Source organism: Hyphomicrobium sp. NDB2Meth4, assembly GCF_900117445.1.
GTDB lineage: Bacteria > Pseudomonadota > Alphaproteobacteria > Rhizobiales > Hyphomicrobiaceae > Hyphomicrobium_A.
Window position 1 is genome coordinate 141,548 of sequence record NZ_FPEJ01000013.1, and the last position, 22,156, is coordinate 163,703.

Genomic DNA, 22,156 nt, shown 5'->3' on the forward strand with positions numbered 1-22,156 from the left:
TTGCAGAATTCTTAGAAGTGACGTCGCTTAGTTCGAGCCGTCAGCCTTGAACGACTCGATGTAGGCGATGATGTCGTCGCGCTGCGTCTCGTCCTTCACGCCCGGGAACAGCATCTTCGTGCCGGGTACCAGAGCCTTCGGGTTCTCGAGCCACTTGTGCAGCTTCTCGTCGTCCCAGGTGATGCCGGACTTCTTCAGAGCGTCCGAGTAAGCAAAGCCCTCGACCGAAGCAGCGGGGCGACCCAGCAAGCCATTCAGCTCAGGACCAACCTTGTTCTTCGCACCCGGGCCAATGGCGTGGCACGGCGCGCACTTGTTCCAGAGCTTCTTGCCGGCTTCGGCGTCCTGTGCCGAGGCAACAGCTGGCATCGCGAGCAAGCAACCCGCAGCGACAACCCACTTGAGCATCCCGTTTCTCCCTTTTCGACGTGCACACGTCGTTTGATGGCGCGCGCATATTCCAATACTCATCGTAAATCTGCCAAGTCTTTTGTGAACTTGGGCTGAACACGATGCCGCACCCCAAGTTCCCCGAGGGTGCGAGTCGGAATTTTTTGTTGCGATGCAGCGAGCGGACTTAAGCGTCGCTCGGCTCGGGCGTTTTTGCTGGTGCAGGCTTAGGCGAAGCGCCACCTGGTCGCCGATAGATAAACGCCGGCGAGGCCAAATGAGACTCCACATCTGCCACCTTTGCCCACTCCTCGTGCATCGGTGAAAGCGAGCATGCAGGGTCAGTATTCGCCGCGTCACCTGTGAGAGCGAACGCCTGACAACGGCATCCGCCGTAGTCGACCTCGCGGCGCGGACACGTGCGGCACGGCTCCTTCATCCAGCTCGTGCCGCGATACTTGTTGAATGCATCGCCATTGAGCCAGATGTCGGCGAGCGGGCGATCCTTCACGTTGTCGAACTCGAGCTGCGTGATGGATTCCGCGGCATGGCAGGGCAGTACGCGGCCTGACGGCGTAATGTTGATAATGCCCTTGCCCCAGCCGCCCATGCAGGGCTTCGGGAACTTTGCGTAGTAATCCGGCACCACGGCATCGATGACGATGATGCCCTTCAGCTCTTCGCGCTTTCGCTCGACGATGCGCGCTGCTTCCATGAAGGCCTCGCGCGTCGGCATCAGCGAGGCGCGGTTCTTGAGCGCCCATGCGTAGTACTGAACGTGCGCAACCTCGACGCGGCCGGCACCAAGCGAGACCGCATAGTCGATGATCGCTTCGACGTTGTGAATGTTGTGGCGATGGATCGGCGCGTTGATGGTCAGCGGCATGCCGAGTTCACGCACCCAGCCCGCTACTTCCTTCTTCTTGGCGCTGCCGCCTTTGTAGCCGCCAATGCGGTCTGCATTCTCTGCCGCCGTATCGATGTCCTGAATGGAAATCTGCACGTGGTCGAGGCCGCACTCCTTCAGCTTCTCCAGCCGGTCGCGCTTCAGCAGCACGGCCGCGGTGATGAGGTTGGTGTAGAGACCTGCCTCCGACGCAGTCGTAATGATCTCTTCCAGGTCGCGGCGTGCCGTCGGCTCGCCACCCGAAAGGTGAACCTGCAGGATGCCGAGCTGCGCCGCCTGGCGCATCACCTTCTGCCACTCCTCCGTCGTCAGCTCGGTGTTGACCTTCTCGAGCTCGAGTGGATTGGAGCAGTAAGGGCACTGCAGCGGACAGCGGTGAGTCAGCTCGGCGAGGAGGCCGATCGGAGCGCGGATCACGCATGACGGATCGGGCGACGGGGCGGAGGACGCATCGCAGCGCATTTCGCCCGCGTCCATCGTCACGGTCGATTCCTTCACATGCTTCTCAGGGGCAGTTTCGTTCATGCCTTCACCACTCCCTTGTCCGCGAGGTCCTGAAGCATCGTTACGATGTCGGCCTCGATATCCTCCCTCGGCGCGTTGTATTCCTTAGCTAGGTGCTCGGCGATCTCACCAACAGTGCGCGCCCCATCACAAAGCTTCAAAACCTCGACAGCGATCGGATCGGGGTCGAACAGGCGCTCCGGCGCCAGGATGATCCAACGATCACGTCCGGCGTCGTGGCGCATCTTGATGTAACGCGGCATGGCTGGCTTGCTCTCGGCCGAAATGACCGTTCGCTGGCGTGGCGCCGTCTCGTTCATTTACGCACCCTCCGGCCGGAATGCGCCGGGAGGAATGTTTCCTTCCACGTACGCATGCTGCAGCGCATCAAGCTGCGACCACAGCACGTTGCATTTGAAGCGGACGGCGTCGACGCACGCCTCCTGTTCATCGCGCGTCTTAGCGTTTTCCAGCACATAGCCGAGTGCGAAGTCGGCATCGCGCGGCGCTTGCGTCAGACGGCGCTTGAAGTAGGCCATCACCTTGTCGTCGATGAAGTCGGGGTAGTTCTCCAGCATGCCCGCGATCCGCTCCTTGTGGATCTTGGGGGCGAACAGCTCGGTGAGCGACGAGGCGATCGCAACCGTGATCGGCTGCTCGCGCACGAAGGTAACGTAGGATTCGACGGCAAACTTCGTCGCCGGCAGCGCGCCCTTCATCGAGGTCACGTAGTCGCGGTCGAGTCCGAGGCCGGTGGTCAGGACCAGCCAGCGCTCGATGCCGCCTTCCTCTTCGCCGAAGCCATCGTGATCCAAAATGCGGTGCACCCATTCGCGGCGCAGCTCGCGATCATGCAGGCGGCTGATGAGGGCGGCATCCTTACGCGGCACCGCCGACTGATAGCAGTAGCGGTTGAGCGCCCACGCCTGCACCTGCGGTTTCTTCAATTTGCCGCCATGCAGCATGTGATGAAACGGGTGCTTGTCGTGATAGCGCTCCGCGCCGACTGCCCGGATCGCGGCTTCGAACTCAGCGACCGGCATCGGGTCAAGCGGCTTACGCTCGCTGTTTTTCCGCTCCAGGCTCACAGCTTCGCTCATAGGCGTACCTCCATCCCATCGTACCCGACCTCCCAACCCGCAGCATCTATGGCTTTTAGGGCGTCGGAGTTCTCGTCCAGTGCCGGGTTCGAGTTGTTTATATGAACATATACGAGCCTGCCGACACCAAGTTTCTTAAAGGCGGCGATAGACCCTGCGGGGCCAGACATACTGATGTGCCCCATCCGGGCGCCCGTCTTATTGAGCAGCCCTTGCTCGATCATTTCGTTGTCGGTGAAGAGCGTCCCATCGAAGAAAACGGTCGACGCGCCCTTCAGTCGTTCCGCCAGCTCATCATCTATCTCGGCACAACCGGGAATGTAAAAGAAGGACTTCTTTTCGCTCGGATCAGTAACTTTGAGGCCGATGGTGTCGCCCTCGCGGCTGCCGTAGTTACCACCTGCCGACGCGTCCTCGAGATAGAGCGCGACTTTGCCCGGCACGGCGAACGCCTCGACAGTGAGGCCGAGATCTACGCCGCCGCCTTCCAGGTTAAACGGCGTATCGAGCTTCATTTCGATGCGTGGCACGAGCGCTGGCGCTAGCACCTGGAATACCGAGTTGGCGTTGACGGTCGCCAGCACGCGGTCGGAAGCAAACACCGAGACCGGCTGCGCTTCGCGCAGGTTGATCAGCCCGATGATGTGGTCGACATCGCCGTTGGTCAGCACAGCCGCCTTGATCGGGCTGTGGCGCAGGCCGACGCGCGGATCGGCATGTAGCGCCGGCGTGTTGGCGATCTGCTCGCGAAGATCGGGCGAGGCATTGAGCAACGCCCAATTCACCCCGTCGCGGCTCACCGCCAGAGAGGACTGCGTTCTGGCCCGGAAGCCCTCGGCTCCGGCGCGCACGGAGACGCAATTGCGGCAATTACAGTTCCACTGCGGAAAACCGCCTCCCGCAGCAGACCCCAAAACTTTGATGATCATCGAATATCGCTGGTTGCGGGCCGCACGTGCTCAAAAGAGCACCAGCGCCCGAATAAAACAACGGCGGCCGAGGTCTCGACCGCCGTTGTCGGAAACTCACATGGTTCGTGAGTGGATCGACAGTCGTTAGATGATGTCGATCTCAGCCGGCATGTACGAGGTAACCTCGAGGCCAACTTCCTGCTCGCGAACTGCGGGCTTCGACCAAACCTTCATGTCTTCCTCCTATTCGGCAAGATGCCGTCCAAAATTGGATGGCCCCGCCGAGGGCCCACCCACTGAAGCTGACCTTCCTGGGAGGGCCGCTTCAGTCCCGCGGATCCGGATCACGCAAGTCCGAACCGCTATAGCGGCTATAAACCACAGGGCCTGATCCGACGAAAGTAAATCACACTCACAAACGCGTGTGATTTCCGTCATCTGGCAGCCCTGGGAACAGCGGTGGGCTCCCGCCCGGGCCAGCTGCTGACCACCATCAGGCGCAAGGTTGGCGACACCAGCTATTGGGTTGCGGACCTAACGAGAAGGCGCGCGTGGCGCTGCTGTCGGCGAAGGAATAATTTGCCTCAGGCCGGTGAAAAAGGAAAAATGGTTGCTTATTTACGCCGCCGCGGCTGGCAACAATAGAAAATTCTACTTCGGTCAACTATAAGAATGGGGCTGGCGCGTCAGGGGGGAGTGTGCCCCGAAGCACCGGCACCATCCTATCGATTGGACGACGTTGGATCGCAGGCAGCGAAAGGCACGGGCGTTGCGCTACTTCCCCATATTTCTCGATCTTGAGGATCGCCATGTCCTTATCGTCGGCGGCGGTGAGAAGGCGTTGCAGAAGCTGCGCCTGCTGACCAAGACCACGGCGCGTCTGACGGTTGTTGCCGAAGAGGTGGACGACGGCGTAGCGGACCTGCAAGTCCAACGGCCGTTCAACATTCTCCGCCGCAGCTTCAGCGAATCCGATCTCGCCGGAGCGTCGCTTGTCTTTGCCGCCAGCGATGATTCAGAGCTCGACGGCCGTGTAGCCGCGGCCGCGCGTGCGAAGGGCATTCCCGTAAACGTCGTCGACGTGCCGGCCGACAGCAACTTCATTATGCCCGCCATCGTCGATCGCGACCCCGTCGTCGTCGCCATCGGCACCGAAGGCACAGCGCCCATTCTTGCCCGCGAGATTAAAGCCAAGCTGGAAAGCTGGCTGCCGGCGCATTTCGGGCGCGTGGCGCAGAGCGCCGGCGCGATCCGCCAGAAGATTGGCGAGGCAATCGTCGATCCGGTTCTTCGCCGCCGCACGTGGGAAACGTTGCTGCAAGGGCTCTGGCGCCAATTCGTTCTCAACGGCGACCCTTCCGGTGCAGACCGTGAGCTGACGCGTCAGCTCGATGCAGCGCGCAACGAGGCAACGCCTGTCGGCAGCGTTGCGCTGATAGGCTGCGGACCGGGCGAGCCCGATCTGATCACGCTCAAGGCGCAGCAGTATCTGCAGTCGGCCGATGTTCTGGTCGTCGACCGCCTCGTTAATCCGGCCATCATGGAATATGCGCGCCGCGATGCCATCCGCATCTACGTTGGCAAGGAGCGCGAGGGCGATGCAGCCCTGCAAGACGAGATCAACCGCACGCTCGTACGCGAAGCCTTGAAGGGGCACCGGGTTGCCCGCCTGAAAGGCGGCGACGCATTCGTATTCGGCCGAGCCGCCGAAGAGATGTCGGCCGTTCGCGCCGCTGGTATTCCCGTGACTGTCGTGCCCGGCATAACAGCCGCGCACGCCTGCGCAGCCAGCGTCGGCCTGCCTGTCACGCTGCGAACCAAGGTGCGCCAGTTCACCGTCATCACCGGAGCCTCTGCGGAGGGCCCGGTTGAGGTCGATTGGTCCTCACTCGTGGCCCCCGGGCAGGCTTTTGCCATTTACATGGGTGTCCGCACCGCCGAGCATTTCCGCGGGCGCCTGCTGGCGGCAGGGGCGCAGCCCGACACGCCCATCGTCATCGTCGAGAACGGCACGCTGTCGAGCGAGCGTGTCGTGTCGACGCGACTGTCACTTCTTGCTCGCGCTATCGCCGACAAAGGGATAGTTGGACCCGCAATCATTTTCGTCGGTCTGGATTGGGCGAGCGCTGGGCTCACACCTCCCGAGCGCGTCGAAGTCTACGAGCCGGCGGCTCAGGACGCGGCGACGCAGTCCATGATAAGCCAGACGCACAGCACCGCCTGATGGCGCCAAGACGATATATGTCGAGGAGACATCCGTGACTGCCCAACCGCTGCTTCCGAAGAACGCGCCGTTCACCCCGGAAGAAATCGATGCACTCAACAGTGTCGTCGCGCGTACGACGCCGCAGCAGCGTGCTTGGCTCGCCGGATTTTTTGCCGGTTTCGAAGCCGCGCAGGCAGGCGGCCAGCCCCAGCCCGTCGCGCAGTCGAAATCGCGCCAGCCGCTGCTGATCCTCTATGCTAGTGAGAGCGGCAACGCCGAGGCGCTGGCAATGCGCGCGAAGAAGACCGCCCAGAAGCATGGCCTCGATGCGCGCGTGTTCGACTTCGCCGATGCGGATTTTGGCGTGCTCAGCAAAGCCAAGAACATCCTCGTGTTCGCTGCCACCTGGGGCGAGGGCGATCCGCCCGGCCGCGCTGTCGACTTTTACACGGCCCTGATGAGCGACGATGCCCCGCGCATCGAGGGTGTTCGCTTTGCCGTGTTGGCCCTCGGTGACACGGCCTACGCGCAGTTCTGCGCCACCGGCAAAGCAATCGATGCCCGCCTCGAAGCGCTGGGTGGCACGCGCGCATTCGACCGCATCGATCTCGACCTCGACTATGCCAAGCAGGCCGCCGACTGGACCGAAAAAGCACTTGCGGAGTTGGGTCCAGCGGACGATGCCGCGGCGACCACTGTCGTGCATGTCGACTTCAAGGGCGGCTCGCATCCCGCTGACGATGACGAGCCCCAGTTTACTGCCGAAAATCCGCTGACCGGCGAGATCAATGCACGGGTCAATCTCAACGGTTCGGGTTCGACCCGCGAGACCTGGCATATCGAGATCGCGGCCGACGCTCCGGGCTTCTCCTACCTTCCCGGCGATGCCATCGGCGTCGTCCCCGAGAACGATCCGCAGCTCGCGCTCGACGTTGCCGAAGCTGTCGGCCTCGGCGCAGACGGCGACGTCGTGCGCAAACTGCGCGAGCGCTACGACGTGACGACGCTGTCGCGCGCGTTCGTTGAATCCTACGCCAAGCTGACCGGCCGCACCGACGCGGCCGCGCTCACCGATCAGAAGGCCTTTGGCGATTTCTCAGCCGATCGCCAGCTTGTAGACTTCCTGCAAACCTATCCGGAAAAACTCAACGCAGAGCAGCTATTCTCCGTTCTGCGCCCACTGCCGGGCCGGCTCTACTCGGTGGCCTCAAGCCCCAAAGCACACCCCGGCGAAGCACATCTGCTGATTGGCGCTGTGCGTTGGGAATCGCACGGTCGCAAACGTGGCGGCGTCGCCTCCACCTACTTCGCCGACCGCCGCAAGGTCGGTGATCCGGTGCGCGTCTACGTCAAGCCCAACCGCCACTTCCGCCTCCCCGAGGACGGCAACCGCCCGATCATCATGATTGGCGCTGGCACCGGCGTCGCACCCTTCCGCGCCTTCGTGGAAGAGCGCGCGGAATTGGGCGCGAAGGGTAAGAGCTGGCTCGTATTCGGCGAGCGCAACTACACCAACGACTTCCTCTACCAGCTCGAATGGCAGGATCACCTGGCGTCGGGTTCGCTGTCGCGCATCGACGTCGCCTTCTCACGTGATCAACCGGAGAAGATCTACGTCCAGCAGCGCCTATGGGAAGCGCGCGAGGATGTTCTGCGCTGGGTCGAAGATGGCGCCCACATCTACGTGTGCGGTGACGAGAAGGGCATGGGACGCGATGTCGACGTGACGCTCGCCCGCATTCTCGCCGACGCGGCACGCGGGGACGACGAAGCCGGCAAGGCGAAGCTGAAAGAGCTGGCCAAGGCCGGCCGCTACCAGCGCGACGTATATTGATTGAAGGCGGCGCTAGCGCCGGACCAGGACACGACAATGAGCGAAGACAAGCGCGCCAAGAACGAACTCATCAAGGAGAGCAGCCACCAGCTGCGCGGCACCATCGCGCAGGGACTGGCCGACGTCTCCACCGGTGCCATCTCCGAGGATGACAGCCAGCTCACCAAGTTCCACGGCACCTACCTGCAGGACGACCGCGACGTGCGCGGCGAGCGCGCCAAGAAGAAGCTGGAAAAGGCTTACAGCTTCATGATCCGCGTGCGCCTGCCGGGCGGCGTCACCACGTCGAAGCAGTGGCTGCAGCTCGACGCCATTGCCGGCACCTACGCAAACCACGCACTGCGCCTGACGACGCGTCAGACGTTCCAGTTCCACGGCGTGATCAAGACGAACATGAAGCGCACGATGCAGGCGATCAATGCCGCCGTGCTCGACACGCTCGCCGCCTGCGGTGACGTCAACCGCAATGTGCTGGCGACCGGCAACCCGAACCTGTCGAAGGTGCATGCCGCCGCGCATCAGCTCGCCGTAGACATCAGCGAGCACTTGCTGCCCAGAACCGGCGCCTACCACGAGATATGGCTCGACGGTGAGCAGGTCTCCGACGCTTCGCGCCCCGCGAAGACGGACGAGGAGCCGATCTACGGCAAGCACTATCTGCCGCGCAAGTTCAAGACCGTGATCGCCGTGCCGCCGTCCAACGACGTCGACATCTACGCGCACGATCTCGGCTACATCGCCATCACCGACGATAAGGGCAAGCTCGTCGGCTGGAATGTCACCATCGGCGGCGGCATGGGCATGACCCACGGCGACCCCGACACCTTCCCGCGCACCGCTGATCTCTTTGGATTCTGCACCACTGAGCAGGCCGTCGACGTGGCGGAGAAGATCGTCACCGTGCAACGTGACTGGGGCAACCGCGAGAACCGCAAGCGCGCGCGTCTCAAGTACACGATCGAAGATCGTGGCCTCGACAATTTCCGCAACGAGGTTGAGAAGCGCCTCGGCTACAAGCTCGGCGAGCCGCGCCCGTTCGAATTCACCTCGACCGGTGATGTGATCGGCTGGCAGCAGGGCGCCGACAAAAAGTGGCACCTGACGCTGTTCGTCGAGAACGGCCGCATCAAGGACAAGCCCGGCTGGCGCCTGCGCACAGCGCTGCGCGAGATCGCGGAGATTCACCCTGGCGGTTTCCTCGTCACTGCCAATCAGAACGTCATCATTTCCAACATCACGGCCAAGACCAAACCGAAGATCGAAGCTCTGCTCGCCGAGCACGGCATCGTCATCGGTTCCGACTTTTCAGGTCTGCGCCGCAACAGCATGGCTTGCGTCGCGCTGCCGACGTGCGGCCTGGCGCTGGCCGAGAGCGAGCGCTTTCTCCCGGAACTCGTCACAGCGCTCGAAGAGTCGCTCGAGAAGGCCGGTCTGCGCGACGACGACATCGTCATCCGCATGACGGGCTGCCCCAACGGCTGCGCGCGGCCATACCTTGCCGAGATCGGCCTCGTCGGGCGCAACCCAGGGCTCTACAACCTGTATCTGGGAGCAGCGTTCAACGGCGACCGCCTGAACAAGCTCTACGCCGAGGACATCGACAAGGACCGCATCATCGGTCTGCTCGATCCAATCTTCGCGCGCTACGCCAAAGAGCGCGAGGAAGGCGAGCACTTCGGCGACTTCGCCATTCGTGCCGGCTACGTGAAGGCAACGACGGCGGGCAACCGCTTCCACGCCGACCTCGACCTCGTGAAGACCGTGAGCCGAGTCTAGGCATTAGGCACTGGGCATTGGGCAATAGAAACCTCCCTCTATTGCCTGCTGCCCATTGCCTGAATCTAATGCTTGAGCGGATTGATCAGCGCGAACGCCGCCCAGAACAGCACCAGCGCCAGCGTCACGCGCAAGACCCAGTCTGGCACCATGCCTGTAATGCGCGAGCCGAGCGCGATGCCGGGCACCGATCCAACCAGCAGCAGCCCCAAGATCGGTAGATCGACGTTGCCCATGCCGAAGTGGCTTGCACCCGCGAGGAACGTGAGCGGGATCGCATGCACGATGTCCGTGCCGATGAGGCGCCGCGCCGAGAGCGAGTGATAAAGCATCGTCAGCGCCACGACGCCGATCGCACCCGCACCGACCGAGGTCAGCGCCACCAGCACTCCGAGGACGAAGCCCAGCACCAATGTGGGAAGCTTGCGCACGCGTCCGGTTTCATCGAGGTCGGGCGTGCGCATCGCATAGCGCTTCAGCGCCGGATATGCCGCGACGCACAGCGCGCTTATGACCAGGGCGAAGGCCAGCACCTTCCGGATCACTGCCGCGAGGATGTGGATGTCCGGCTCGACGAGGTAGATCCACGCCAGAATGATCGCGGCGCCCGGCAGGCTGCCCGTCGCCAGCCATCGCACGATCGGCCAATGTACATTGCCGAGCGCATGATGCCGCCACGCTGCGCTCGCCTTGGTGATCGAGGCGAACAGCAGGTCCGTTCCGACGGCGAGCACCGGCGAAATTCCGATTCCGGAGATGAGGAAGGGCGTCATCAGCGAGCCAGCTCCAACGCCGGTAAGACCGACGAGAAAGCCAACTGTAAAGCCGCCAATGATGACCAGGGGCCAGGCGCCCACGTGTAGAAATTCCATATGCCAGGCTCGCGTAACGTTCGAGGGCGCGTCGGGCGACCTTATCCGTTATCTTGGATGGTTCAACCAGGGATGTGAGGCGGGGAGCCTCAGGTGAGGGACATGACGATGGTTCTGAGGCTCAGGATCACGATGACACTTCCGACGAGCGCCATCAGCACTTTGTCAGGCAGCTTCTTCGTCGCCAGGGCGGCGAACGGCGCAGCAATGATCCCGCCTATGATCAAGCCCGCGATGATCGGCCAAAGCTCGAGGCCGATGGTGAAGACGAAAGTAGCCGAGATCGTGAGGGTGACGAAGAACTCCGCGAGATTGACTGAGCCAATGGCGTAGCGCGGTGTCGTCCCCTGACCGATCAAGGTCGTGGTGACGATTGGCCCCCAGCCGCCGCCACCGAGCGAGTCGAGCAGGCCGCCGATGAAGCCCAGCGGTGCCACGCGCGAAGGCGGCGCGCCGTCAGACTGTCGCTTATTGATCGCGCACCAGACGATATAAATGCCCATCAGCAGCAGGTAAGCGCTGATGAATGGCTTCACCTTCTCGCCGTCGAGATTAGTGAGGAGATAGGCGCCGATCGCGCCGCCGACCATGCCCGGCACCGCAAGTCGCACCAACAGCTTCCGATCGACGTTGCCGAGCTTCCAGTGCGAGACGCCCGAGACGAACGTCGTGAAGGTCTCCGCTGCGTGGACGCACGCGCTCGTCGTTGCTGGCGGAACCCCGACGCTCAGCAGAACCGACGACGACGTCACGCCGTATGCCATGCCGATGGCGCCATCGACCATCTGCGCGGCAAAGCCGATCGCAACAAATAGCAGAAGCTCTTCCCACATCGTGTCGGTTCGCTTGCTCCGCTCTGGGCTCCGCAATAGCGGACACGCAAGTCGAGCCAGGGGGCCTATCATCCCCTGGCTCGCCGCGATGAGGTTAGATCTCGATCTTCACCGGAATGCCGGCAGCGTGCAGCAGCAGCGCTGTTTCGTTGGCGCGCCGCTGAAACTCCCGGCGATCATCGTCGCTATTGCCCAAGTCGCGGCACAGGCCACGTTCGAGCAATTCGCGCGTCAACCGGAACGCAGTTGCGTTGTCGGCTTCTCCGCGGCTGGCCGAAGTGATCACTCCGCCCGCCACCGATGCGCCCGTCAGCGCATCGACGATGAGGAAGATGCCTGTGGCCTGATTGTCCGCGAAGGTGTCCACCGCAACAGGACGCCCGAGCGTGATGGTCGTATTGGCGATATCGTTGACGCCGCACTTCTCGGACGGAAGCACGGCCAATGTCTCGAGGTCCAGCAGCGAGTTGATCGCTATGGTCGATATCGGCGCGAGGTCCGTCGATGTGCGCAGGAAATAGCCGTTGCCGGGATCGAACGGCGTCTCCCACAGCCACACGATCCGCGCATCGATATGCGCGGCAACGGTCGGCAGTTTGTCGGCGGCTGAAAGCACGGCTCCGCGCGCCACATCGATGTCAGTGTCGAGCTGCAGTGCGACGGCCTGCCCCTGCTTCGCCACTTCCAGGTCGCGCCCCATGGTGGCGATGCGCAGCACATGCGCACTCTGTCCGCTCAGTGCATCGGTGATGCGGTCGCCCACGCTGATGAAGCCGGAGGCAACGGTGCCGGCGAGACCGCGGAAGTCAACGCCATCGCGCAAAACAGTCTGCACCGGCATGCGGAAGGCACCGCGCACGGTGACGTCGCGCGAAGGGATGCGCTCCAGGTGTTCGAGCAAGTGCGGCCCGGTGTACCAGGGCATGTGCTCGGACGTGCGCGCAACGTTGTCGCCACCAACAGCGGAGACCGGGATTGCAATGGCCTCGCGGAAGCCGAAACGCAGCGTCAGCTCGCGGAAGTCGTTCTCAATGGAACGAAACTTGTCCTGCGACCAGTCGACGAGATCCATCTTGTTGACGGCGAGGATTACGCGCTTCACGCCGACGATATCGAGGATCGCCGCGTGACGGCGCGTCTGCCGCTTCACGCCGTGGCGAGCATCGACCAGCATGATCGCGACGTCCGCGTGCGAGGCGCCCGAGGCCATATTGCGCGTGTACTGCTCGTGCCCTGGGCTGTCGATGACGACGAAGCGCCGCGTCGACGTGTCGAAGTAGCGCCAGGCGATGTCGATGGTGATGCCTTGCTCGCGCTCGGCAACGAGACCGTCGAGCAGCAGCGAGAAGTCTGGATGCGCACCGCCCGTCGCCGCGTTCGACGATTTGTTGATCGTCTCGCGCTGGTCGTCATAGAGGTCTGACGCGTCCCAGAGTAAGCGGCCGATCAGCGTCGACTTACCGTCGTCGACCGATCCGCACGTCAGCAGATGCAGGATGCCGTTAAGCTCCTGGTTGAAAGCGGGCGCCAGATCTTCGCGCCGGATTGCCGTTACCGCCGTCATCAGAAGTAACCTTCCTGCTTCTTGCGCTCCATGGCGCCAACCTGGTCGTGATCGATGAGACGCCCCTGCCGCTCCGACGTGCGCGCGCCAAGCGTTTCCTCAACGACCGCCTCGATGTCGTCCGCGGTCGAAGGAACGGCCGCAGTCAGCGGCCAGCACCCCAGCGTACGGAAACGTACGCTCTTCATCTGCGGAGTCTCGCCCGGCTGCAGCGGCAGACGATCGTCGTCGATTACGAGAAGCTGCCCGTTGCGCACGATCGTCGGCCGCTTTGCAGCGAAGTACAGCGGTACCACGTCGAGGTTCTCGCGCAGGATGTAGCGCCACACGTCGCGCTCGGTCCAATTGGAGAGCGGGAACACGCGCACTGTCTCGCCCGGACCCAGACGCCCATTCAGCAGGTTCCACATTTCCGGCCGCTGCCGACGCGGATCCCAGCGGTGGCCTGGCGAGCGGAACGAAAACACGCGCTCTTTGGCGCGCGAGCTTTCTTCATCGCGACGCGCGCCGCCGAACGCTGCATCGAAGCCGTACTTGTCCAGCGCCTGCTTCAAGGGCTGCGTCTTCATCACGTCCGTGTAGACGGACGGCGAATAGTCGTACGGATTGATTCCGCGCTTGATGCCGTCTTCGTTCGTATGAACGATGAGGTCGAGACCGAACTCGCGCACCGTCTTGTTGCGGAATTCGATCATGTCGCGGAACTTCCACGTCGTATCGATGTGCAGCAGCGGGAAGGGCGGCTTCTGCGGCCAGAACGCCTTGCGTGCCAGATGCAGCAGGACCGTCGAATCCTTGCCGATGGAGTACATCAGCACCGGACGGCGAAACTGTGCGGCAGCCTCGCGGAAAATATGGATCGCCTCTGCTTCCAGCAGGTCGAGATGCGAGAACGGAGCTGTCACGCAGCGGCCTCCTTTTGGTGGGGCCTGTTGTGCAGGCCGCACTCCTTACCGTCTTCGTTTTCCCACCACCAACGTCCCGCGCGGATATCCTCGCCCGGCTTCACAGCGCGTGTGCACGGCTGGCAGCCTATGGACGGAAAACCGCGAGCGTGCAGCGGGTTCACCGGCACGTCGTTGGCGGCGATATAAGCCTCGAGCCTATCGAGGCTCCAGTCTGCCAAGGGGTTCAGCTTGACGAGCCCGTCGTCGCTGTCCCATGCGGCAAATGGAACATGTGCACGCCCGGCGGACTGTTCGCGACGCAGGCCGGTCACCCAGCCGGCGGCCCCCGCGAGAGCGCGTTTCAAGGGACGCACCTTGCGGATGTCGCAGCAAGACTTGCGGTTGGCAACATCGAGGCGGAAGCCATAGATGCCGTCCCGCGCCACCAGCTCCTCCACCTCGCGCGCGTCCGGGAACATGACGCGCACCTTGATCCCGTAGCGATTCTCGCTTGCCTCAAGTGTCTCTAGAGTCTCCGGGAAGTGCCTGCCCGTATCAAGCGTAAATACATCGATCGGGGCTCCGCTCGTCGCAATGCCGTGGAGAACCGCCTGATCCTCGATCCCCAGGCTGGTCGAGAACGTCGTTCGCCCGGCCACGGAGCGTGCGATCTCGATGAGGCGTTCCTCCAGCGAATCGAGCGCACCAAGCCGTCTGTCGAGCGCCATTGCCTCGGCAATCGGGTCATTTTGCACGGCTGCAGCAGAGGCTTGAGCGCCCCTGGCGCCGGTCGCAGACTGTGCGCCGCCGCGCGCATGGGAGTTCGTAGGCATCAGAGATCCCTTCGGTGAGGCCCTGAAAATAGGCGAAACCGAATTCTACTTAAAGCATATACGGGAAATAAAAATAGGATCACATTCCAGAGGTCGGCTCGTGGGGGAAATTTTTCCCAATCCACGCCTTCATGGAACGTCTTGGCGACAACGGGGAGGGCAACCCGTAGCAACTCTAGTGTCTGCAGCGCTTGAACGCTAGTCGGGCATTAGTCCCGAGGGCCTCCATAAGGCCCTGGCACACCTAGCAGGGGCAAGCGCTCGCGCGAATCAGTGTGTAGGCAATACGAATCTCGAGTGCCTCAAATTGGCGTCGCAGATTTATCGCAGTGGCCGTGGTCGCATTGTTCCAGATGAAAATGTGGGGATGAAATAGAACCTGAAAAAATCGAGCATATTCAATGCGTTAATTTGTGTGTTTTCATGTGGACATCTGCGTGACATTCCCGCCTCTGACGGCTTCTCGAAACGTTGCCACTGGTAGCGTGGTTAACAAATGGTATTCTCCGCCCAGCTTCGAGATGGGGCCGCCGACGAAGAGGGCTCTTACGTCGGTCCGGCACCGCTCTGAGGCAGCAAAAAGCAAACGTTGAGCAAGTAGCGGGGTACCACAATGGGGGATTCCTCAAAGCGTCCGGATTTTCCGCAGTTCGATCCGTCCCTGGACATGACGCGGGAACGGGCCGAGGAAGCCGGCATCGAGGTTTTCGAGGTCGTCGGTTCGATTAAATGGTTTGACGCATCAAAGGGTTACGGCTTCATCGTCCCCGACAATGGACTGGCCGATATCCTCCTGCACGTCACCTGTCTCAGGGCAGGCGGTTATCAGACGGCCTACGAGGGAGCCCGTGTCCACGCCGAGGTGCTGCGCCGCCCCAAGGGAATGCAGGCTTTCCGCATTCTCAGCATGGATGAAAGCACTGCGATCCATCCTTCTCAGCTTCCGCAGCGGACGCACGTCATCGTTACGCCGGAGAGCGACTGGGAGCGGGCCATGGTGAAATGGTTCAACCGGGTGCGCGGCTTCGGCTTCTTGACGCGCGGTGAGGGAACGCCTGACATATTCGTGCACATGGAGACGCTGCGGCGCTTCGGTTTCACCGAGCTGCGTCCCGGGCAGATGGTAATGGTTCGCTGGGGTCACGGCTGTAAGGGCTGCATGGCCGCCGAACTGAGACCGGATGGACAGCCGGGGCTGCCGCCAACGCACTGATAGGCGCAATGGCAGAAATACGAATTCTTGGCGGGGCTGCCCAATGGGCGGCCCTGCTCTTTGTCGGCATGCTGATGCTTTCGGCTGTCGCGGTCGAAGCGAAGATGCGCATCGAGCAACTGGCCATCGTCACCGCCGACGGTCACGAAGTGCCGATCGATGCCGAGATCGCTATCGACCCCAAGGAAAAGGCCATGGGTCTTATGTTCCGCACCGAACTCGCGGACCATCAGGGCATGCTGTTCCCCTACGAGGAGTCGAAGGAACTGAGCATGTGGATGCACAACACGTACATCCCGCTCGATATGCTCTTCATCCGTCCGGACGGGGTGATTCACCGGATCGAAATCCAGGCCGAACCGCTTTCCGACCGCGTCATCAATTCCGAGGGGCCTGTATCGGCCGTCTTGGAGCTACCCGGTGGAGCGGCCGCCCGCCTCGGGATCAAGCCGGGTGATCGTGTTCGCCACAGGCTCTTTGCGGCAGATAAGCATTAGCGTTCACCACCGCCGCCTATGTTGGATAGGACGCGTTTACTCGCGGCCCATCATCGCGTAGAAACCGCGGATCGTCGTTCGGGGCGTAGCTCAGCCTGGTAGAGCACCTGCTTTGGGAGCAGGGGGTCGCGAGTTCGAATCCCGCCGCCCCGACCAAGACGATACGAAGCAAGGCATCCCCCGATTGGGAGCGAGAGGATCATGGTTGCGCGCATCTTCAAGCCTGCGAAGACGGCCATGCAGTCTGGCGAAGGCCGCACGCAAGAATGGGTGCTGGAGTTCGCGCCCGCTAGCCCGCGCGAGATCGAGCCGCTGATGGGCTGGACCGGCACGCGCGATATGAAGGCCGAGGTCCACCTCACGTTCGACACCAAGGAAGAAGCCATTGCCTACGCCGAGCGCGAGGGCATTCCTTATCGGGTGTACGAGCCGTCGCCCCGCAAGATGATCCGCAAGTCCTACGCCGACAACTTCAAGTTCGGCCGCATCGGACGCTGGACCCACTGAACCGCGGCGCGGGTACAGCCGGGTTACACGCCCGGCTATGAGGCGCCAGTCCGAGACGAAGGTCGAGACGGCTTGAGGCTCGAAGAGGCCGCGCTGGGGTCAACAGCTTGCGCTTCGTCTCCGGCTTGCCCTTGCCGAGCTTGGTCGGCATCGGCGGCGGCCTGACGCCGAAGTCCTCAGCCGACAACGCGAGCGCGCTGCAAGATCGTTCGAGCAACCGAGGCAGTGCGAGCACCGATGTTCGTCATGATCATGCGATGCCAGCGCCGGATTTCTGCGGTGCTGAGGTCGGCGATCTTGAGCGGGCCGAGTGTCTCCAAGAGCTTCGTGGCGGGTTGACCAGGCTGTGCACCGGTCTTCCCGAGCGGGATATGAATATCGGGGATTGCAAGCGGCCCGACGATGCACCTGCGGGCGATCATGGCGTAGGTCTTGAGCGTCACCGGCTTCACCTCGCCCTTGCGATTGTCGAGCCAGTGTTCCACCGCCTCGGCAACGGTGAGGGCTTTTGTCTTAGCGGCGTACGAGTTGGTAGCGACCGAGACGAGGATGCTATCGCGCTTGGCAATGGCGGCTGGCGTTCGTCTCCGAGAATTTGGCCTCCAGCCGGCGCGTGCGCGATGGCAGCTGCGTCCGTATCCGACAAAACGTTCGGACCGGTGGTGCTGGGTCGCAGCAGCACGCCCTCGCGCACGCGCCGGCTTTTTTTCCTTCCACCCTGCCGTTAGGAGGTCTGCGCACGACCGGCAGGAGTGTCATCTGCCGCAACCCGATCAGGAAGTGGTGCCAATCTGAGATTTGGTTTTTGGTTTGCTAGGGCATGTACGAGCCGTATTGCGCGCCCAACCGCTGAGGACGCTCTGCACGTCTGAACGAGAGGCATTGGGACGAAATGCAATCAATCAGCAAGCTCGGATTCGCCTTTGACGGTGGCTGCGTGACGAACGACCGATTCAGTGAGAGCGGGCGCGCATAGCTCGATAAAGCGGCAGGCAAAGCCGCGCAGATATCGGTCCTTGCGTACGACGATGCGTGCGCGGTTGCCTGCGAATAGCCCGGCGGTCGGCAAGAGCGTCAATCCGGCATCGCGGTTTGCGTCATACGCCATTGAGGCAACGATGCCGATGCCGAGCCCTGCCTCTACGAACGTCTTGATTACGGTGGAATCTAGCGCTGTCATGACGATGTCGGGTTCAATTGCCGCATTGGCAAAAGCCTCATCGATCCGCGGACGCCCCGTGAGCCCCCGTTCGTAAGTGATGATCGTGTAGCTAGCGACATCGGGCAACGTGAGAGGGGTAACCTTCTCCAGGTCATGACCGCGCTGCGCGATTACCACGTGATCCCATGAGTAGTAGGGAAAGGCCACCAGATCGGGGTTCTCCTCCAAGGCTTCCATCGATATGCCGATGTCGGCAGTGCCATCGAGCAGCATGGCGGCTGTCTGCTTTGGACTCGCCTGGTGCACTAGCAAGCGGACCTTTGGGAACAACTTCTTGAAGTTTCTCACCGCCTCCGGGACATGGCCGGCATGCCCATTCGTGATTGCCAACCTCAGTTCGCCCTGATCGCTGCTTGAGAACTGCTGGGCCAGCTGCTTGATGCTTTTAGTATCGAGTAGGACGCGCTCGACGATGGTGAGGAGTTCCTTGCCCGGGTCTGTCAGCCCAATTAGCCGCTTACCACGTCGCACAAACAGCTCGAGACCAAGTTCATCCTCAAGGTCACGTATGCTTTTGCTGATGCCGGACTGCGATGTGTAGAGGGCGTTGGCAACTTCAGTGAGGTTGAAGTCTTGCTGCACGGCCTCCCGTACGATGCGGAGCTGTTGAAGGTTCACGTCGATGCCCTTCGCTGAAGCCCTGTCGGGAGTAACCGAGGCAGGGTAACGATGGATTCACGCCCGTTCGGCGCCGGGCCCGGTTCCAAGACGCTATTGCGTGGCAGCAGCGCAAAGCGAGATCGTGTCATGATGAGCTCGGTCTTTGTTTCCCGGTTGGTTGGGTCGGTATAGATTTGTTGGAAAGGCGCATAATTGAGCATATCATACCAATAACGACGCTGCCAGCAGTGCGATAGCGCTGCATCATTGAAGTTTGGTAGCTTAGTGTCCTTTGCTCGATACGCGCGATCAAGGGAATGCGGCCAAAGGCGGTGATGTGGCGCTGATCGACGTCCTCTCACGAAGAATCGCTATGCGCCCCCCGCATGGACCGCTCGGGCTCAAAGCGATCCAATCTCGGACGGGCCCGTTCGCTTCAATTGCGCGGCCAACGGGCTCGCTTCGCGCTGTGGCGATGACGGATCATCGTCGCTTGCTCCGCCTCGGTTGACCTCCAGATCAAGGGTCGGGCAGCCCATCGCCAATTGCGCGAGCAAATGACTGTGCTTTGGGTGGGCGGCGATGCGACTTTCATTCGATGATGGAGCGCGTCCTATTCATCGCTTTGGCCAAGCCCATTTCGGGGCCGATATCCCATCTATCTTTGTCTCCCCGAGCACCTTGTGAAGCCTCAACACTGAACAACCCTTCACCTTGGAAAGCTCGTCAACGAGCAGCTGCGCATGAGACACAACAAGCACCTGCGAGCGCGTGGACGCGGACGTGATTAGGCGGCCCAATGCGGGAAGCAGGTCGGGATGGAGACTCGTCTCCGGCTCATTCAGAACCAACAGCGGCGGTGGCCGGGGGCTCAAGAGCGCTGCTACCAACAACAGATATCTAAGTGTGCCGTCCGAAAGCTCGGCAGTTTTAAGTGCTCTGAGGAGCCCTCGTTGCTCAACGCTTAGCTCAAATACTCCGTCGACCTGAGATATAGCCACCCGGCTTCCGGGAAACGCGTCGTCTATCCTTGCGCTGAGTTCCGCACTGTCTCCAATCTCAAGAATGGTTTGGATTGCTGACGGCAAGTCGCGACCGTCGGAGGCCAGAGTGGGCGTACGCGTCCCAATTTGCGGCCGTCGCGCAGGAGCATCGGCATCGGTGCGGAAGTGATCGTAGAAGCGCCAGGACTTCATCCGCTCGCGCATCACGAGAAGCTCCAGCATGTGTTCTGGATCCGCGGCGTGCGTCATCATGCTGTCGAATGACGCGAGATCGGTGATCACCGTCTTGCGACCACCGGTCTCCGACATCACAGTGACGCCGGCACCCGACCGTTGCGCCAATACGTTTGATCTCGCGAGCTCTTCCCCCACCCATGCGGCTTCTGTAAAGGACGAGCGGGTGTATCAGGCGAGACGAGCAGGCTTGGATAGCCTCCTCCTAGACCTACACGAGTTGCGGCCCGGTGATTATGTGTCGCCGGCGCGGACGTACTGAGGCCATGCGGGCTGAACGCATTAGCGGTGCTGGAACGGGCATTGGCCTGCCCATTGCGCTTGAGCCCAGCGAAATTTTGGACTAGCTCTCAGCGCCCGAAGCGGTGAGGCGCAAGAGCCGTCGTTGACGGAAGAGCCGGTGTGCGACGCAGGTTAGATGCCTATCTGCAATAGCAACCCTAAGCATACGCGTATGATTGGAGTGAGATGAAGTCTTCGAAGACCCCATCCTTGAGCGATCGTCTGGCCGCTTCCGCCAAGGCAAAGAAAGCCGCGTTGGAGCGATTCCGGGCTCAGCCGGCGGCAGACGATCCAGCCATTTTGGAGAAGAGGGCGGCACGCCAAGCGGCTGCCGCAGCCCGCCAATTGCGCGCCGATGAGCGCCGCGCGCAGGCGCTCCGCGATGAAGAGAGCGCCCGAGCTGCTGCTTCAGCGGCGCGCGAGTCGGAGATCCGGGAACGCGAAGCGCGCCAGCAACGTGAGAGCGAGGAGCAGGTCGCACTGGAGGCGGAGCGCAAGATCGCTCGTGATATGCGTTATGCGGCTCGCAAAGCTCGCAAGGCGTGAGCGCTGCGCAGGCTTCGGTGTAGTGCTGAGGCGGCGAAGCTTGCGGCCGTTGTGGGTTCGATCGTGCATGAACTCCATCGCCCACACGGTCGTTGGCGCCGGCGGGCGCTGAGCGAGCTTCGCGCAGCTTGGCGTTCACTGCGACGGGACTTGTAGCGGTAGATGGACGGCGCGATCTGCAGCGCGCGGGAAGCGTGCCGGATACGAACCTTCCAGATTGTGCAAAAGTGATGCGCGCCCTTCATGGGCTCCGTGATCACCTAGAGCGCGGTTCCAGCAAAGCGGCCGATAGCGCCATAGTCCGCAATATGGATCGCAGAGAGCAGCATCCAGGTGCACGAACGGCCCGCGAGCGCGCGCACGGTCGAAGCAACCTTGCGCATATACTGAACGCGCAGCGGCGCAACGACGACGCGGCTGCGCGTCCCATCTTCCGGCGCCCATTTCTTTTTGTAGTCGGCCTTCCCCCCCAGATCGAAGGCTTTGAGGGCGCGCTTTGCCCCGACCTCGAATGCAAGATTGATGATCCGCACGCCGAGCCCATTCGCGCGATACTGGGGCTCATGATAGATGACGCCGGCAACGAGATCTCCCTCGTGCACGAAATTGGATGAGCCGCCCACCAGCTGGCCATTATCGAACACGCTGATGGAAATGTGCTTGCCGCGCTTCTCTAAGTCTTCGGCAATTTCGATCCGCTCGTCGAGCTCGGTCCGGCCCGCTCCATCACCATCGCCGCTCCACTTCTGGCTCCACTGCCGAATGGTCCACGCCGCCGCCCCAGGATGATTGATGGCAACCGTAAAGCCCTTGCAGCGATTGCGCATGTTGCGGATCGTTCGCAGGTAGCCGGTTTCGCGCCAGAACTTTTCGGGATCGCCGTCAAGACGCAAGCGGTAGGTCGGGCTCGTCTCGACGGAGCGTACGCCCCAGCCGGCAGGCGGCTCCATCCCTGTGCGCCACCACGCGATCGGTATCTCGAGCGAAATGCTTCTCAGAGCAGGACCGATGTGCCCAGGCGCGACGGGGAAGGCAGGGCCGGGAGCGTGCCAATTCGCGATCGGCTCCCAGACATACCGGCTGCGTCGCCGAAGGCCCGCCAGCATCACAGGAACGCCGCGGTGCCTTACAAGGGCGATGCGGCGGCGTCCGTCGCCGGGTCGTTTGAGCAATTGTCGATATAGAGCGTGCGGCATGCACTCGCGCTCGGGCAACGCGGCGAGGCATTCATCCAACTGAGGTGACCATTCGTCGTGCCAAGAAACGGCATAAGCGTTCAGCACCGTGTAACGCGCTCCCGAAAAAAATGTCAGGCGCCTTTGCTGTAGACGGCGATGTTGCGCCCAGGCCCGAAGAATGCGTGCTCTTTGATCAATGAGTAATGGAAGACGTCGGTGAGCAATCGCCATGCTTGCGGGTTGGCATAAAGGAGCC

At 62.0% G+C, this 22,156-nt stretch carries 22 protein-coding genes and 1 tRNA gene; 8 read left to right on the forward strand and 15 right to left on the reverse strand.

Annotated features, from left to right (window positions below; genetic code table 11):
• Window positions 1-27: 27 nt before the first annotated feature.
• The 6 genes from NDB2M4_RS15660 to pqqA all read right to left on the reverse strand — a co-directional run bounded on the left by NDB2M4_RS15660 (window position 28) and on the right by pqqA (window position 4,046).
• Window positions 28-408: a c-type cytochrome gene (locus NDB2M4_RS15660; protein WP_072376748.1), complete on the reverse strand. Its 381-nt coding sequence runs from the start codon at window positions 406-408 to the stop codon at window positions 28-30.
• A gap of 169 nt (window positions 409-577) precedes the next feature.
• Complete coding sequence (gene pqqE, locus NDB2M4_RS15665; protein ID WP_072378183.1) at window positions 578-1,759, reverse strand: pyrroloquinoline quinone biosynthesis protein PqqE; 1,182 nt, start codon at window positions 1,757-1,759, stop codon at window positions 578-580.
• Between the two features lie 59 nt (window positions 1,760-1,818).
• On the reverse strand, window positions 1,819-2,121 hold the full coding sequence (gene pqqD / locus NDB2M4_RS15670; RefSeq protein WP_072376750.1) for a pyrroloquinoline quinone biosynthesis peptide chaperone PqqD: 303 nt from the start codon (window positions 2,119-2,121) through the stop codon (window positions 1,819-1,821).
• Complete coding sequence (pqqC, locus tag NDB2M4_RS15675; RefSeq protein ID WP_083556473.1) at window positions 2,122-2,901, reverse strand: pyrroloquinoline-quinone synthase PqqC; 780 nt, start codon at window positions 2,899-2,901, stop codon at window positions 2,122-2,124. It lies immediately after the preceding gene.
• On the reverse strand, window positions 2,898-3,830 hold the full coding sequence (gene pqqB, locus NDB2M4_RS15680) for a pyrroloquinoline quinone biosynthesis protein PqqB (RefSeq protein WP_072376752.1): 933 nt from the start codon (window positions 3,828-3,830) through the stop codon (window positions 2,898-2,900). Before pqqB ends, pqqC begins: the two co-directional genes overlap by 4 nt.
• A 126-nt stretch (window positions 3,831-3,956) precedes the next feature.
• On the reverse strand, window positions 3,957-4,046 hold the full coding sequence (gene pqqA / locus NDB2M4_RS15685) for a pyrroloquinoline quinone precursor peptide PqqA (protein WP_068459738.1): 90 nt from the start codon (window positions 4,044-4,046) through the stop codon (window positions 3,957-3,959).
• 535 nt (window positions 4,047-4,581) lie between these two features.
• Here pqqA and cysG point away from each other — a divergent pair.
• The 3 genes from cysG to NDB2M4_RS15700 are packed head-to-tail and all read left to right on the forward strand — an operon-like array spanning window position 4,582 to window position 9,628.
• On the forward strand, window positions 4,582-6,036 hold the full coding sequence (cysG, locus tag NDB2M4_RS15690) for a siroheme synthase CysG (protein WP_072376754.1): 1,455 nt from the start codon (window positions 4,582-4,584) through the stop codon (window positions 6,034-6,036).
• A 34-nt stretch (window positions 6,037-6,070) separates the two neighbouring features.
• Window positions 6,071-7,852: a diflavin oxidoreductase gene (locus tag NDB2M4_RS15695; protein ID WP_072376756.1), complete on the forward strand. Its 1,782-nt coding sequence runs from the start codon at window positions 6,071-6,073 to the stop codon at window positions 7,850-7,852.
• 36 nt (window positions 7,853-7,888) lie between these two features.
• Entirely contained in the window at window positions 7,889-9,628 is a 1,740-nt protein-coding gene (locus tag NDB2M4_RS15700; RefSeq protein ID WP_072378187.1) for an NADPH-dependent assimilatory sulfite reductase hemoprotein subunit, read from the forward strand.
• Between the two features lie 65 nt (window positions 9,629-9,693).
• On the opposite strand, the gene NDB2M4_RS15705 is transcribed toward NDB2M4_RS15700, so the two are convergent.
• The 5 genes from NDB2M4_RS15705 to NDB2M4_RS15725 form a co-directional block, all read right to left on the reverse strand.
• Window positions 9,694-10,500 (reverse strand): sulfite exporter TauE/SafE family protein, encoded by an 807-nt coding sequence (locus NDB2M4_RS15705; protein ID WP_072376758.1) that lies wholly within the window; start codon window positions 10,498-10,500, stop codon window positions 9,694-9,696.
• 89 nt (window positions 10,501-10,589) lie between these two features.
• Window positions 10,590-11,333 carry a sulfite exporter TauE/SafE family protein gene (locus NDB2M4_RS15710; protein WP_072376760.1) on the reverse strand — a complete coding sequence of 248 codons (744 nt, stop codon included), beginning with the start codon at window positions 11,331-11,333 and terminating at the stop codon, window positions 10,590-10,592.
• Between the two features lie 94 nt (window positions 11,334-11,427).
• Window positions 11,428-12,897, reverse strand: coding sequence for a sulfate adenylyltransferase subunit 1 (locus NDB2M4_RS15715; RefSeq protein ID WP_072376762.1), 1,470 nt, complete (start codon window positions 12,895-12,897; stop codon window positions 11,428-11,430).
• Window positions 12,897-13,802 carry a sulfate adenylyltransferase subunit CysD gene (gene cysD / locus NDB2M4_RS15720; protein WP_072376764.1) on the reverse strand — a complete coding sequence of 302 codons (906 nt, stop codon included), beginning with the start codon at window positions 13,800-13,802 and terminating at the stop codon, window positions 12,897-12,899. Before cysD ends, NDB2M4_RS15715 begins: the two co-directional genes overlap by 1 nt.
• Window positions 13,799-14,617, reverse strand: a complete 819-nt coding sequence (locus tag NDB2M4_RS15725; RefSeq protein ID WP_083556477.1) for a phosphoadenylyl-sulfate reductase — start codon at window positions 14,615-14,617, stop codon at window positions 13,799-13,801. The genes cysD and NDB2M4_RS15725 overlap by 4 nt, the downstream gene beginning before the upstream one ends.
• Before the next feature lie 667 nt (window positions 14,618-15,284).
• Here NDB2M4_RS15725 and NDB2M4_RS15730 point away from each other — a divergent pair.
• The 4 genes from NDB2M4_RS15730 (at window position 15,285) to NDB2M4_RS15745 (ending at window position 16,834) form a co-directional block, all read left to right on the forward strand.
• The gene (locus NDB2M4_RS15730; RefSeq protein ID WP_139247393.1) at window positions 15,285-15,830 is read left to right on the forward strand and encodes a cold-shock protein; all 546 of its coding nucleotides are present in this window, start codon (window positions 15,285-15,287) and stop codon (window positions 15,828-15,830) included.
• Window positions 15,831-15,838: 8 nt separating this feature from the next.
• Window positions 15,839-16,327: a DUF192 domain-containing protein gene (locus NDB2M4_RS15735; RefSeq protein ID WP_072376768.1), complete on the forward strand. Its 489-nt coding sequence runs from the start codon at window positions 15,839-15,841 to the stop codon at window positions 16,325-16,327.
• 79 nt (window positions 16,328-16,406) lie between these two features.
• Window positions 16,407-16,483, forward strand: a tRNA-Pro gene (locus NDB2M4_RS15740).
• A 45-nt stretch (window positions 16,484-16,528) separates the two neighbouring features.
• On the forward strand, window positions 16,529-16,834 hold the full coding sequence (locus tag NDB2M4_RS15745) for an ETC complex I subunit (RefSeq protein ID WP_072376770.1): 306 nt from the start codon (window positions 16,529-16,531) through the stop codon (window positions 16,832-16,834).
• A 176-nt stretch (window positions 16,835-17,010) separates the two neighbouring features.
• On the opposite strand, the gene NDB2M4_RS15750 is transcribed toward NDB2M4_RS15745, so the two are convergent.
• The 3 genes from NDB2M4_RS15750 to NDB2M4_RS15765 all read right to left on the reverse strand — a co-directional run bounded on the left by NDB2M4_RS15750 (window position 17,011) and on the right by NDB2M4_RS15765 (window position 19,969).
• Window positions 17,011-17,319, reverse strand: coding sequence for a hypothetical protein (locus tag NDB2M4_RS15750; RefSeq protein ID WP_072376772.1), 309 nt, complete (start codon window positions 17,317-17,319; stop codon window positions 17,011-17,013).
• A 413-nt stretch (window positions 17,320-17,732) separates the two neighbouring features.
• Window positions 17,733-18,674 carry a LysR substrate-binding domain-containing protein gene (locus tag NDB2M4_RS15755; RefSeq protein ID WP_072376774.1) on the reverse strand — a complete coding sequence of 314 codons (942 nt, stop codon included), beginning with the start codon at window positions 18,672-18,674 and terminating at the stop codon, window positions 17,733-17,735.
• Between the two features lie 599 nt (window positions 18,675-19,273).
• A complete protein-coding gene (locus NDB2M4_RS15765; protein ID WP_072376778.1) occupies window positions 19,274-19,969 on the reverse strand; it encodes an AAA family ATPase in 696 nt (231 codons plus the stop codon).
• Between the two features lie 393 nt (window positions 19,970-20,362).
• Here NDB2M4_RS15765 and NDB2M4_RS15770 point away from each other — a divergent pair, with 393 nt between their 5' ends.
• A complete protein-coding gene (locus NDB2M4_RS15770; RefSeq protein ID WP_072376781.1) occupies window positions 20,363-20,722 on the forward strand; it encodes a DUF6481 family protein in 360 nt (119 codons plus the stop codon).
• A 260-nt stretch (window positions 20,723-20,982) separates the two neighbouring features.
• Here NDB2M4_RS15770 and NDB2M4_RS20065 read toward each other — a convergent pair whose 3' ends face one another.
• Window positions 20,983-21,828, reverse strand: a complete 846-nt coding sequence (locus tag NDB2M4_RS20065) for a GNAT family N-acetyltransferase (RefSeq protein ID WP_171988121.1) — start codon at window positions 21,826-21,828, stop codon at window positions 20,983-20,985.
• Window positions 21,829-22,156: the final 328 nt, after the last annotated feature.